The organism is Agrobacterium sp. 22-210-1 (assembly GCF_053522525.1).
The window spans coordinates 132,482-146,386 of sequence record NZ_JBNWCI010000005.1 but is presented as its reverse complement, the minus strand read 5'-3'; the positions used below and the strand labels follow the sequence as shown (position 1 = coordinate 146,386).

Genomic DNA, 13,905 nt, shown 5'->3' with positions numbered 1-13,905 from the left:
ATTGTCCGGCAATTGCCCACCATTACGGGTGAGGGTGCACAATTTGCGACATTGGGGCGGCGATGTTCCTTAACCTTGCCGGGCGCCCCTGCGGACGTCCTGCAAAAAATGGAACTTTTCCGAAATTGCGAAAAGCCGGGAACAATAAACGGAAGCTTCTGTTTTCTTGGACTTTTATCCGGTTCTGTATTACGGGAAATTTCGTCTCTGTTTTTGTGGTGATATTGAATGACCAATCTTCGTGCTGCCCCGGTATGGCCGATCGGTGGCGGTGAAACGGGTGAGCTCGTGCGCGTTTTCGACTGGTCGAAGACATCGCTCGGTTCGATTAACGAATGGCCGCAAAACCTGAGGCAGAAGGCCAATTCCGTCGTTAATTCTCCCATTCCGCAGGTGCTGATGTGGGGCGCGGATCACGTGATGATCTATAATGACGGTTATGCGGAGATAGCCGGCAATTATCATCCCCGGGCGCTGGGCGGCACGGTGCCCGGTATCTGGCCGGAAATCTGGGACTGGAACAGCCGCATTCTGGAGGCGGGTTTTCGCGGCGAGGTCATGGCCTATCGCGACCAGCCGATGACGCTGATGCGCAATGGCCTGCCGGAAGAGGTCATCTTCGACCTGTTCTACACGCCGATCTACAATGATGGCGGCACCGTGGATGGTGTCTTGTGCACCGTCCTTGAAAACACCGACAAGGTGAAGGCGGTGGAGGCGCTGGAGCAGAGCCGTAAGGAACTGAGCCGGCTTACCAACGCCCTGCCGATCCTGGTGGGATATGTCGATCGCGACTACGTTTATAAGTTTGCTAATGACGGTTATCTGGAATGGTTCGGTCGCAGCGCCAACGAGGTGATCGGCCGCAGTGTTCCCGAGATTGTCGGCGAGACGTTTTTCGAGGCCCGGCGGGCCTATCTCGACCGCGCACTCGGCGGTGAAAAGATCGTTTCCGATACCGTGATCCAGAGACCGGACGGGACCACTCGCGCCGCTGAAATCCGTTATGTTCCGCGCTACATCGCCGATGGCTCCATCGACGGCATTTATGTGCTGATCATCGATATCGAGGATAGAAAACGATCCGAGCAGGAAATACTGCTCAGCAACAATCGGTTCCGTGCGGCGGTGGATGCCGTGCATGGCGTGCTGTGGACCAACAGCGCCGATGGCAGGATGCTGGGAGAGCAACCCGCCTGGGGGGCGCTGACCGGCCAGAGCTTTGAGGAATATCAGGGGGCCGGTTGGGTTGAGGCGGTTCATCCTGACGACCGTGAACATTCGCTCGAAAGCTGGAAAAAGGCGGTTTCGGCCAGAGCGACCTATGTGTGGGAACATCGCGTTCGCCGTCATGACGGTGTCTACCGTACCTTTGCGATCCGTGGCGTACCGATTTTCGACAAGGCCGGCGTCATTGCGGAATGGGTCGGTGTCCATACCGACGTCACCGAACAGCGCCGGGCGGAAAACACCCTCAAGGACCATGCGAGCAATCTCGAGCGCGAGATTCGTCACCGTATCCGGGCGGAAGAGCAGCTTCGCCAGTTGAACGAAGGCCTTGAAGCCCGCGTCGAGACGGAAATGGCTGAACGCCGCCAGACCGAAAGAGCCTTGCAGCAGGCGCAGAAAATGGAATCCATCGGTCAGCTGACCGGCGGCGTGGCGCATGATTTCAATAATCTCCTCCAGGTGATTGCGGGTAATCTGCAATTGCTGTCGAAGGATGTGATCGGCAATGAGCGGGCCGAGCGGCGGCTGGAAAACGCGCTTGCCGGCGTCCATCGCGGCGCAAAGCTCGCCAGCCAGCTTCTGGCCTTCGGGCGGCGTCAGGCGCTGGAGCCGCGTGTCATCAACATCGCCCGTTTTGTCACCGGCATGGATGATCTGCTGCGCCGTTCACTCGGCGAGGCGATCGAGGTGGAGGTCATCACCTCCGGCGGCCTGTGGAACACTTATGCCGACCCCAACCAGGTGGAAAATGCGCTGCTCAATCTGGCGATCAATGCGCGCGACGCCATGGAAGGGCACGGCAAGCTGACGATCGAGGTCGGCAATGCGGTTCTCGACCGTGATTATGCCCGCAAACATTCCGAGGTTTCGGCGGGGCAGTATGTCATGCTCGCCGTTACCGACACCGGCTCCGGCATGTCTCCGGAAATTCTGGAAAAGGTCTTCGAGCCTTTCTTTTCGACCAAACCGGAGGGCAAGGGCACTGGCCTTGGCCTTTCTATGGTCTATGGTTTCGCGAAACAGTCCAGTGGCCACGTCAATATCTACAGTGAGCCAGGGCAGGGCACGACGGTCAAGATGTATCTGCCGCGCTCGGCTGCCGACGAAGATCGTGAAGTGGTGGTGCATACCGGCCCCGTTGAGGGTGGAACGGAAACCATACTTGTCGTTGAGGATGACGAAGAGGTGCGCAGCACCGTTGTCGAGACGCTGAGCGATCTCGGTTACCGCGTACTCACCGCCCGCGATGCGCAGGCGGGTCTGACGGTGGTGGAAAGCGGCGTCCCGATCGATGTCGTCTTCACCGATGTGGTGATGCCGGGGCCTTTGAAAAGCCGGGAAATGGCGCGCCGCGCTCAGGAACGCCTGCCCAATCTCGCCGTCCTCTTCACCTCGGGTTATACGGAAAATTCCATCGTGCATGGCGGCAAGCTGGATGCCGGGGTGGAACTTCTCTCCAAGCCCTATACGCGGGAAGCGCTGGCGCGGCGCATTCGCCACGTCATCGCCAACCGCAAGCAGGTTTCGTTGTCGAAGGCACGGCCGGCATCGGCATCGGGTCATTCAAAGCCAGCGGAAGCCGCGCGGCCCAACGAAAACAGCACGATACGCGTCCTTCTGGTGGAGGATGACGAATTGATCCGGATGAATTCGACGGAGATGCTGTCCGATTGCGGCTTTATTGTCGTCGAAGCCGGAAATGCGGCACAGGCGCTGAAGGTGGTCGAGGCGGAACATATCGATGTTCTCGTGACCGATATCGGCCTGCCTGACATGAAGGGCGGTGAACTGGCAGTGGAGGCCCTGCGCCGAAAGCCGGGCATGGCCGTCGTCTTTGCGACTGGTGATAGCCATCTGCCCGAAGGTGCGCCAGAAAATGCGGTACTGTTGACCAAGCCCTATGACGAACAGCAGATCATCTCCGCTGTCGAATTGGCCCATGCAGGCGGAACGGTGGCGGCCGAATAGGCCGCCTGCCATTTTTGCAGGGTCAGTAACCGCGCGCCATATCGACCGTTTCCGGGAGCGTACCTGTTTCGCGCCATGTGTAAACATTGCCGGCGACAATCCGGGCTGAGCTTTCGCGGCTTGTCGGCGCGGAAATATGCGGCAGGACGGTGACCTTCGGGTGCTGCCAGAAGGCGGAAGAGACGGGCAATGGCTCCTGCTCGAAGACATCGAGAACGGCATGCGAAAGCCTCCCGGAATCGAGTGCCGCAATCAGATCCTCGGCAATGATGACCGCGCCACGGGCGAAGTTGATGAGTGCTGCGCCGTTTTTCATCGCGGCGAGACGGCCGGCATCGAGAAGACCGCGTGTCGCATCGGTGAGCGGCACGAGACAGACGAGAATGTCGCTCTTTTCCAGCAATGTTTGCAGCCCGTCATCCCCGGTCAGCGTTTCCACGCCGCCGATCGCCTTGGCGGAGCGGCTCCAGCCGGCAACGTTGAAGCCGGCGTGGCGCAAGCGTTCGGCCGCGGCCGCGCCAAGTGCGCCGAGGCCAAGGAGGCCGACGGTCATCTCGCGCGGATGGCGGTAATCGAACTCCTGCCAGAGTGTCTTCTGCTGGTTGTCGCGATAGGCCGGCATGTCGCGTTGCAGATAATAAGTCCAGGCCAGCACGGCTTCGGCCATGACGCGTGAAAGCTCCGGATCCTTCAGCCGGACGATGGGCGGAGCCTTGTCGCCCAGTTCCAGCACCAGCCGCTCGACGCCCGCCCAGAGACTGTGAATCCACGTCAGGCCCGGCAATGCGGCAATATCGGCCGGATCGGGATTGGCGACGATGGCGAAATCCACGGCCCGTCTCTGCTCGTTGGTCAATTCGGAAAAGGAGAGGATTTCTTCCTGCGGCATGGCGGCACGAAGCGCGTGCTTCCAGACGGCTTCCGTTTCCGCATTCATCCGCGAAACAAAGGCGATGGGTGATGACATGAAAACAGGTCCTGCTTGATTATGACGGTGCCGCCATCAATGCGCAGTTTTGTGGGGTAATACCATAGGCCTGTCGTTTTAAACTTCAATAGAATGAAAACGGCCCGGTTTCCCGGGCCGTTCTGTTATCAGGCGTTTTCCTTCACCGGCGGCTTGGCGTCGCCGTAATAGGCCGAGAAGCTCTCGTGATAATGCTCCGAACCACCCGGGCCGGCATAACGCTGCAATTCCGTCATGTCGGTCTTGTTGAGCACGATGCCCAGCGTCTTGTTGGCGATCTGCGGTTCGTTGGCCATCAGGTTCTGCACCATCTGGATCGGCGTCTTGCCCCATTCGGTGACGAAAACGAAGCCGTCCACCTGCGGCGCAAAGGCCTTGGCGTCGATGACGGGGACCACCGGTGCAAGGTCGACGATGATGTAATCGCAGGCCTCGCGTGCCTGATCGATGAATTTGCGCATGCCGGAGGAAGCCAGCAATTCGCTGGAATGGGCGAACTGGTTGCTGGTGGAAACCGGCAGAATGCCCATCTTTGTGCGCGTATCGACCTTCACCGCCTGGGTCCATGGAATTTCGTCAAGAACGACTTCCACCAGACCGGCGGATTGCCGTGTGGTCAGCATGCGGCTGAGGCCGGGATTGCGGATATCGGCATCCACCACCAGGGTGCGTTTGCCGGTGGAGGCGATCAGCCCGGCCAGATTGAGCGCCACGACCGACTTGCCCTCGTTCGGCAGGCAGGAAATGACGCCAATGACCCGGCACTGGCGCTCCTGAATGACGACATCCGCCGTCAGTTTCACGTTGCGCAGCGTCTCCGCAAAGCTGGAGCGCGGGCTGTCGACCGCAAGACGCAGCATCTTCTGGAACGAGACCTGACCGCTTTCATCAAGCGTGGCATTCTCGCCGCCGGGGGTGGCGGCGCTGGTGCCCGGTTTTGCTGTTTCCACGCCCCTTTCGCCGATAAACGGCAGGTAGCCCAGAAAGCGCATGCGCAGATTGTCGCGCACATCGTTGCCGGTGTGGAAAAACCGGTCGCGGAACTCGAGAAGTGCAGCAATACCGCCGCCCAGCATCAGGCCGAGAATGACCGAAAGCGCCATGGTCATGGTCTTTTTCGGGCTGGAAGGGGCTGTCGGCAGACCGGCTTCAGAGATGATGCGGGCCTTGGCGATCGGCAGCGACTGTTTCTGCGAGGCCTCCTCGAAACGACCGAGATAGGACTGGTAGAGGGTTCGCAGCGCGGTTGCCCGTTGCTCGAGCTCGCGCAATTGCACCATGGTGATATTGGCCTGCGAATTGCGGCCGGCAACGCCTTCGATATTGTCGCGCAACGACTGCACGCGGGAATTGGCGACGTCGAATTCGTTCTTCAGACTGCCGGTCAGCTGTTGCAGTTCCTGATAGATCTGCCGCGAAACCTCTTTCTTTTCGGCATCCAGTGCGATCGCCTGCGGGTGATCGGCGCCGAATTGCTGGACGATGCCCTGCTGCCGGTCGGAAATGGTGATGTAGCGTTTGCGCAGATCCTGAATGACCGAATTGTCGGTGTCGCGTGCCGAAACGACGGCGTTATCAACAGCCACGTCAGGTCCGCGGTCGATGATCGACTTATACTGGTTATAGCGGGCAGAGGCCGTTGCGGCATCCGCCTGAGCCGCAATCAACTGGCCGTTGAGATCGGCAAGCTGGCCTTCCGACATCAACTCGCCGCGCGAGGAGACGATATTATTGTCCGACTTGAATTTCTGCACCGCAAGCTCAGCCGCCTGGGCGCGCTGGTTGAGGTCGGTCATGCGCTCCTGCAACCAAACCGAGGCGCGTTCGCTGGCGTCGAAATTGGCGTTCAGCTGTTCGGTGAGGTAGGCCTGCGCATAGGTCTTGGCGATCTGCGCGGCCAGCTGCCGGTCGGTCGAGCGGGTGGAGATGGCTATGACGGAACTGCGGCCGACACGCTCTACCGTTAGCGACTGCTGCAGAATTGCGGCGGCCTTTTCGCGGCGTCCGGCGCGGATTGCGGCTTCGGAAACCGGCGGATCGCCCGGCAGGACGAGATCGAGAATGCCGCGCACGGAGGATTTGACGAGCTCTACCGGCGACATCGGCGGATTGACGATGATGTCGTTCTCATCGAGCTTGGCCTTGTCCACCACGGTCAATGCCATTTCCTTGGATTTCAGAATTTCCACGGCGCTGGCAATGCGGTTGTCGACGATCTGCGCGGCAGGCACCGGCGATTCCTCTTCCGCATAACGGGAAAGGCTTTCATCCAGCAGCACCTGCGTCATCGCGGTGTAAACGGGGGTCGCAAGCACCAGATAAAGGCCGGCCAGAACCACGGCGGCGATGACCGAAGCGGCAATGACATTGGCACGGCGAACCACGGCGGCCCACAGGCGGTCGAGGTCGATAAACGTGTCGGAATCCTTGCCGGAATCCGGAAAGCCGATGTTGGATTTAAAGGTCTTGTGGTGCATGGACCTACCTTGTGAATTAAAAATGGTACGCGGGAAGCCGAGCCTTGGCTCGCCTTCCCGCCCCCCGTTATTGGTGCGCCAGCCGCCTCCCCGGCGGCGCGATTAAAGTCAGGCCGCCCGAACGCGGCTTTCGTGGTTTGCCACCAGCTCCTTCACGGAAGCGAGAACCTGCGCCTCCATGTCGGCGCGCATCAGCGAAAAGGCAACATTGGCGGCGATGAAGCCCTGCTTGCTGCCGCAGTCGAAAGTGCGCCCGCTGTATTTCTGCGCATGGAAACCCTGCTTTTCGGCAAGCCGCTTCATGCCGTCGGTCAACTGGATTTCATTGCCCGCGCCGCGCTCCTGTCTGGCGAGAATATCGAAGATTTCCGGCTGCAGGATGTAACGGCCATTCAGGTAATAATTCGAAGGCGCCTTGGATGGTTCCGGCTTTTCGACCATTTCGGTGACGGAAAAGCCGTGATTGACCTTCTGGCCGACGCCGACGACACCATAGGACGACACTTCTTCGGGCAGGCATTCCTCGACGCCGAGAATATTGCCGCCGACTTCGTCATACAGCTCCATCAGCCCGGCAATGCAGCCGCGCGCGCCGTAAGACACCATGTCAGGCAGAAGCAGGGCAAAAGGCTCCTTGCCAACCAGTTCACGCGCGCACCAGACGGCGTGGCCGAGACCGAGCGGCACCTGCTGGCGCGTATAGCTGACGGTGCCGGCAACCGGCAGCATCTTTTCCAGCTGCAGCACCTGCACGGTCTTACCGGAGCGGGTGAGCGTATTGATGAGCTCAGGCGCGCTGTCGAAATAGTCTTCGATGGCGGTCTTGTTGCGGCTCGTCACGAAAATAATATGTTCGATGCCGGCCTGCATGGCTTCGTCAACGGCATATTGCACGACTGGACGATCGACGATCGTCAGCATTTCCTTCGGCATCGCCTTGGTGGCGGGCAAAAACCGTGTGCCGTTGCCAGCTACGGGAATGACGGCTTTTCTGACAGTTTTGTTCAGGTCCATCGCGTTCTCCTTCATCAAGGTTTGATCTGTCCCCAGTCCCCGCGCAGATTTCGTCCACGCGTCAATTTCACGAAATCTGTCTTTTCACCCCTGTATTCGCCGCGGGCGCAAACATGGCGTCCCGCAGCCTCCTCAGCCGCACCGCAATGGGCATTCTTAAGTGCCCCAGCACGGCGGGATCCCTGATCGTGGTCTTCAAGGCGCCCAGTACTGAGCGGCTCTTGATGTTTTCCACCAATGTCAAAAAATTATGCGCCAGCCGCAGGCTGCGGGCTCTCGCCTGCTGCGCATCCATGGCGGCGGGCAGCAAAGTGTAATGGCTCAGGAACTCCTGGTCCGCCCGCATCATCGCTTCGACGTGATGAAGTTCGAGCACGCGCGAAATCGAGCCTTCGCGGATATTGTAGACATAACCCGGCTTCGGTTCGATGACGCAAAGACCGCCGGCGGCGAGCGCCGAGGCGAGCAGGATATAATCCTCGCCGATGCGGATATCCTCGCGGAAGCGCAGTCCCTCGCCATTGAGGAAATCGCGCCGGAACATCGGCTTCATGTAGCCGAAGTTGAAGGTGGCGCGGAAAAGAATGTTGGAGGAAATGAAGTCCTCGAGCGTGAGAACCGGCCGTTCCTCCAGAAATTCTTCCGGAAACATCGTCTCCATGGGCCTGCCGTCGGTATAGACGACATCGAGATTATCGACCGCAATTGCCGCATTGGCGGCTTCCGCCCGGCACATCATGCAGGCGGAGCGCTCCGGGCGGATGACATCGTCGGAATCGAGCACGGCGATCCAGCGTCCGGTCGCGGCTTCGATCCCGGCATTGCGTGCACCGCCCGGACCGAGGTTTTCTGCGAGAGCAAGCAGACGGACACGCGGATCGATGATGGCGATACCTTCCACGAGCGCAATGGTGTCATCGGCGGAACGGTCATCCACGACGACGACTTCGAGCGTCACACCCTGCTGGTCGAGCGCGCTTTGAACGGCGGCTTCAATCGTACCGGCGGCATTATAGGCGGCGATGACGAAGCTGATATCGGGCGGCGAGGCGAGGTTTTCCATCAGGTCGCCTCCACCGCGCCATATTGGCGGATTTCACGCACGCCGAAGGCGCCGCTCATCGAACCCATATGCAATGCGGCACGCAGTGCATAGCGGTTACGGCGCACGGCGTTGAAGCCGCTTAAGGCTGCAAATACGCCGCAATACAGCACTTTCGAGCCAGCCTTCAGCACCTGCACCACGCGGCGTGCGCCGGGCTTCTTTTCGGCCAGCACACGGCCATGGGTCTGGCCGGAGCGGAAGCGGCGCTTGGCAAGCCACATGAAGCTTGCGCGATTTTCCGGAACCGGCTCCGACAAGACGGCGTCTTCCGCAAAAACGATACGCCCGCCCGCGGCGTGAAGATGCGAGAAGAAATGAGTATCTTCGCCGCCGCTCTGGCCGAGCGCCAGCGCGAAGCGCCGGCCCTTCACCGAGGGTGCATCCATCTTGAGCAGCGTATTGCAGGTATAGCCGGTGATGATCTCGCCATTGACCCAGACGGGGACTGTCGAGTGAAAGTCGCCGCGTTTCATCCAGCCCGGCGCATTGTCCCGGTAAACCGCCGTCACCGGGCCGAGAACGGTTTCCGCGCCGGTTTCATCGGCCTTTTCCAGAAGGGCGGAGAGCCAGTGCGGCGGGGCGGTCTCGTCATCGTCGATGAAGGCCAGATAATCCGCCTTGCATTCTGACAGGCAGGCATTGCGGGCAATCGAAATATTCGATTTCGGGCAATGCACATAGGTGATCTCGAAGGGCGCATTTTCGCGCAGGCGATCGACACTCGCCTTGGCGCTCGGCTCCTCGTCATTATCGGCGACAATCAGCCGAACCGTCACGCCTTCCGGCACCTCCAGCTCGAAGAGTGACAGAAGTGTGGCGACGAGCGCCGGGCGTCTGTAGGTGCAGATGCCGATATCGACGGTTCTCGAATCATCTGGGCGGGTGACGGTGTTGTCGGTCATGAGACAGCCTTTCTTCCCCGGAATTTCAGGAGTTCCAGCCAGAAGCCGGTGGACCAGGCCAGGTGCATCACCATCGCCGAAAAGGCGGCGAGCGGGCCGTATGGGTTTTTCTGACCTATTGCCATCCACAAGCCATACCCCACACATGCGGCGATCCAGAGGCCGAGCGGAATAAGTGCCACCCAATGCACAAGCGACAGCAGCGCGAGGATGAAAACCGGCAGCACGGCGAGCGGGATCATCTGGCGGATTTTCGGGATCGAGCGATGTTTCAAAAGGTTCTTCGCCCGGCCGCGGCCATAGGCGAGGTATTGCCGGAACAGCGGCATGACGCTCGCGCGTGGATAATAGGTCATGCGGGTCTTGTCGGTCATCCAGATGCGGAAGCCGGATTTGCGCAGGCGGAAGTCCAGCTCGGCATCCTCATTGTGGCTGAAGCTCTCGTCATAACCGCCCACGGCATCGAAAGCGGCAATCCGCATCAGCGCGTGGTGGCCGTGGTCGATCCAGTGGCCTTTGGCGCCTTCGCGGTGCTTGGAGCCACCATTGCCGAGCTTGGAATTCTGGGCGATGGCCGTCGCCTTCTGGAACAGGCCGTGGCCGACCGTATCCATGGCGACGACGACGGAATCCGCGCCGGTGCGTTCCGCATCCTCGATCAGCCGTTGGCAATAATCATCCGGATAATCGCCATGGGCGTCGATGCGGATCATATAGTCGAATTCTTGGCCAAAGGTGGCAACGGCAAGGTTGATGCCGGCGCTCTGGATGCGCTTGGGATTGGTGAGAAGCGTGACGCGATCATCCTTTGCGGCGAAGGCGGAAACGATATCGCGGGTTCCGTCCGTGCTGCCGCCATCGGCAACCACGATGCGGAAAAGACGCCCCTGCATCGCGCCGGTGAATTTGACAAGCAGTCCCTCGATCGTCTTCGCCTCATTGAGGCAGGGTATGACGATCAGCGTTCTGATGCCGGAATGACCAAGACCTTCCATGATTTGCCCCCTACGCACTACACGGGTGAAAACTGCGCTTCACGGGCATGGCCGGAAGCGGATTTGGCAAGAGAGGACAATTGCTGCACTAGCAGACGGCAATCGTCGCGGTCGGTCAGCCATTGTTTCCTGTCTGTCGCCGAGAGGGTGTTGAAGGCGTTCGTATAGGTTTGCGGGTCCATCTGGCCGAACAGGGTAGCCAGATCGTCCGGTTGCGCTTTGTTCAGAACGAAGCCGATATCGCGCTTTTCGATGAAGCGGGCGGTTTCCGTGCCGGCAAGCGCAATTGGCAGGGTGCCGTAAAGGCAGCCCTCATAAAGCCGGTTGGGCAGCAGCCAGCTGGAATTCTGGCCTTCCTCGAAAAAGTCGATCGCCCAGGTGAACTGCACCTCGTTATAGATGGCGGCAAGGTCTTCGGGGTTCTTGTAAGGCCCATGGAAATGCACGTGCGGGGCAGCGGCAACGAAGCCGTCGAAATCGGCAAATTCCGAATAGGCTGGCCGGCCGCGCAGGATGATTTCGACCTTGCCCTCCATTTGGCGGGCAAATTCAGCGAGGATTTCGAGCGATTTGCGGCAGCGCAGCGCACCGAACCAGCCGATTTTCCAAGGCTCGCCGGGTGCGGGAGCGCGTGGTTGCGGTGTGGCGGCAACGGTGGCGTCAAGCGCCAGAACCTTGTTTTCCTGAAGCAGTACCGGAAGGTTGAGGCCCGAGACCGGTTTGAAATAATGCTCCACGAAGGCCGGGGAACTCGTCACCAGCAGTTTGGCATCGCGTGCGAAATAACGCTGGGCGGCATTCAGCAGCTGTCCGGGCTTGCCCTTGTTGAGAAGCAGGCGGTGAATGTCGAGACATTCATAAACCAGCGCCGGTTGCCCGGCATAGATCGACATGGCCCGCTTTGCCAGCGCCAGCATTTCCAGGTTTCTGGCAAGAATGACATCGGGAACCGGAATGCCGCCCAAGGTCTTGCCAAGCGAGAGGCTGGCTTTCGCCACCGCCGCCATGCGCTGCAGAAACTGCCCGTCGGCGGTTTCCCCAAGCACGACGGGCATGAGGCCGTCGATGCCCGCGAGCCGGTTATTTCCGCGCCGGAAGCCGGCCAGCGTCACCCGCGCCCCACCCGCAAGCAAGGTCAGCACCCGCCGGCGAATGGCGGGGTCCGACAGATCATGCGCGAGATAAAGGACATGGGTCATGCAGGGGTTCCGGTTGCTTTCATGCGTCGAAGACGCTGCGGCCTACGTTTCGGTTCAAAAAATAGTCAGTTGAGGGCGCAGGCGATGGATTCCGGGAACTGGCATTTGTCGCCGAGCGCCGTGAAGGCAAACCGGTCAACGATCATTTGCGTTGCGCCGGAATAGGAAAAGGCGCCCATCCAATCCTTCAGCGTGTCGGTGCCCCACAGGCTGAAGAAAATCTTCTGGGCACTTTGCGGGATTTTCGTCTCGTCCGTCACTTCATGGACGAGCTTGCCGTTGACGTAATAACGCAGGCGCTGAGGCTCCCAGACGAAGGCGTAATCGTTAAAGCCGGCATCGGCTCCGCCTTCCACCGGTACCAGTTTTTCGTTACCGCCCTTGGCGGAGATATACTGGTTGAGCTGCACCTTGCCCGTATTCTTGCCCAGCACCTCGAAATCGATTTCATCGTGCGGTTTCTTGTCGGTCGGGCCGATATAGGTGAAGAAGGCCGAGTTCAGACCCGAGCCGGTGGCGGCCTTCATGCGCGTTTCATAGGTGCCGTAGCGATACCGCCCCTTGGTCTGGATTTCACCGCAGGCGAAGTTGCGCTCGCCCGCCTTGGCTTCTTCAAAACCGAGTGTCAGCTGGCCGTTTTCCACCGTCGCCAGTTTCTTCGACCAGGTGCAGTTCTGATGCGCGCCATTGTTCCAGCCGTCGGAAACGTACCAGAATGACCTGTCCATGGAATCGAAGTTCTCGATGAAGGACGTGCCGTTGCCTTCCTGCGCATGGACCGGCGCTGCAAAAGCTGTGGCCGAAAGGGCTGTGGCAAGAAAGATGCGTGTCTGAACGCGGGTGACAAATGTTGTCATTGGTTCACCTCTGTCGTTGCGAATAAAGTGTTTCGGATGTGGGCGGGCCGATGATGGCGCCCCGTTTTGCCGTAAAATCGGCTTTCGGTTTTGATTTGCCGCTGCGGCTTCCGGTCAGCACGCCATAGACGGCCGGCAGGTATTTGCGGGTCTGAGCATTGCTAATCACCAGAATGACGAAGGCTGAAAGCGTCGCGCTAATATAAAAAGCGGGGTAGAAATCCGGTCCGCCCTTGTTCCACACCATCCACATGATGACGAGCAGGGGGTAATGGGCGCAGAAAATCCAGAAGCTCAGGCTGCCGGTTTCGGCAAGCCGCTGGCCAAGCCGGCTGCGGATCAGGATAGCGGAGGAAACCCAGAAGCCGAGCGCGCCGAAGACGGCCAAAAGATTGCGTGACATGTTGAGCCAGAAGGTGAATTCCGGGCCGGTGAAATAAAGGCCGGTGGCCAGCATGGCCGAAGCCGCAAAGGTCAGCGCCATGATCGGCACGGCATAGGGATCGAGAGCCTTGACATCGACACGGTGCAGCGCAAGCGCAATGCCGAGCGAAAAACTGAAAAGGATGGATTTCTTCTGGACGATGAAGATCGTCAGGTCCGGCATGGCGGTGATGAAGAGCAGGATCGCGAGCGTCGGCAGCGCGAACCGGCGCATCAGAAAGGCGAGCACCGGCGACAGCAGGATGCAGACGAAAAGGTCACGCAGGAAATACAGCGGTACATTCACCGGCAGCTCTTCGAGCGCCGTACCGTGGCTGATGATTTCACGCGGGCTGGCATTCCACAGATCAGGGAAATACCCCACGCCCAGATCGAAGAGCTGGATGAGCAACACGGCGGCAAACAGCGCACCATTCCACAGAAGGAAGGGCAGTAGCACGGTTTTCGACTTGGAACGGATCGTCGCCGGATAATCGAAACCACTCATGCCGCGGCGAAACAGCAGGTAACCGGAAATGGCGCTGAGACAGGGCACGCCGATGCGAAACAGCGCATCGCCCAGAAAAACCCGCAGCCAGTCGAAGAAGCCATAAAGGCCAAGAAATGGGCTGGTTTCGGCATCGTGCGGCACATGGACGAACACGATTCCTGAAATCAACAATATGCGCATCAAATTGATACGGGAGGATAGGTTCTGATCGACAGTCACATCAGTCACCCCTATTGGCGGCGTCTCCCCACGCCGCG

At 59.6% G+C, this 13,905-nt stretch carries 10 protein-coding genes; 1 reads left to right on the top strand and 9 read right to left on the bottom strand.

Features of this window, described 5'->3' with window-relative positions; genetic code table 11:
• Window positions 1-228 precede the first annotated feature (228 nt).
• Window positions 229-3,198 (top strand): PAS domain S-box protein, encoded by a 2,970-nt coding sequence (locus ACQZ5F_RS24535; RefSeq protein WP_225338028.1) that lies wholly within the window; start codon window positions 229-231, stop codon window positions 3,196-3,198.
• A 22-nt stretch (window positions 3,199-3,220) separates the two neighbouring features.
• On the opposite strand, the gene ACQZ5F_RS24530 is transcribed toward ACQZ5F_RS24535, so the two are convergent.
• From ACQZ5F_RS24530 to ACQZ5F_RS24490, 9 genes are all read right to left on the bottom strand, one after another.
• Entirely contained in the window at window positions 3,221-4,165 is a 945-nt protein-coding gene (locus ACQZ5F_RS24530) for a 2-hydroxyacid dehydrogenase (RefSeq protein WP_225338029.1), read from the bottom strand.
• Between the two features lie 128 nt (window positions 4,166-4,293).
• Window positions 4,294-6,642 (bottom strand): polysaccharide biosynthesis tyrosine autokinase, encoded by a 2,349-nt coding sequence (locus tag ACQZ5F_RS24525; RefSeq protein ID WP_225338030.1) that lies wholly within the window; start codon window positions 6,640-6,642, stop codon window positions 4,294-4,296.
• Window positions 6,643-6,750: 108 nt separating this feature from the next.
• Window positions 6,751-7,656 carry a UTP--glucose-1-phosphate uridylyltransferase gene (locus ACQZ5F_RS24520; RefSeq protein ID WP_046801667.1) on the bottom strand — a complete coding sequence of 302 codons (906 nt, stop codon included), beginning with the start codon at window positions 7,654-7,656 and terminating at the stop codon, window positions 6,751-6,753.
• A 67-nt stretch (window positions 7,657-7,723) separates the two neighbouring features.
• Entirely contained in the window at window positions 7,724-8,719 is a 996-nt protein-coding gene (locus tag ACQZ5F_RS24515; RefSeq protein WP_225338031.1) for a glycosyltransferase family 2 protein, read from the bottom strand.
• The gene (locus tag ACQZ5F_RS24510) at window positions 8,719-9,663 is read right to left on the bottom strand and encodes a glycosyltransferase family 2 protein (RefSeq protein ID WP_225338032.1); all 945 of its coding nucleotides are present in this window, start codon (window positions 9,661-9,663) and stop codon (window positions 8,719-8,721) included. Before ACQZ5F_RS24510 ends, ACQZ5F_RS24515 begins: the two co-directional genes overlap by 1 nt.
• Window positions 9,660-10,658 (bottom strand): glycosyltransferase family 2 protein, encoded by a 999-nt coding sequence (locus ACQZ5F_RS24505; RefSeq protein WP_225338033.1) that lies wholly within the window; start codon window positions 10,656-10,658, stop codon window positions 9,660-9,662. Before ACQZ5F_RS24505 ends, ACQZ5F_RS24510 begins: the two co-directional genes overlap by 4 nt.
• 17 nt (window positions 10,659-10,675) lie before the next feature.
• Window positions 10,676-11,857: a glycosyltransferase family protein gene (locus ACQZ5F_RS24500; protein ID WP_225338034.1), complete on the bottom strand. Its 1,182-nt coding sequence runs from the start codon at window positions 11,855-11,857 to the stop codon at window positions 10,676-10,678.
• 65 nt (window positions 11,858-11,922) lie between these two features.
• Entirely contained in the window at window positions 11,923-12,714 is a 792-nt protein-coding gene (exoK, locus tag ACQZ5F_RS24495) for an endo-1,3-1,4-beta-glycanase ExoK (protein ID WP_225338035.1), read from the bottom strand.
• 4 nt (window positions 12,715-12,718) lie between these two features.
• On the bottom strand, window positions 12,719-13,828 hold the full coding sequence (locus ACQZ5F_RS24490) for an acyltransferase family protein (RefSeq protein WP_225244834.1): 1,110 nt from the start codon (window positions 13,826-13,828) through the stop codon (window positions 12,719-12,721).
• Window positions 13,829-13,905: the final 77 nt, after the last annotated feature.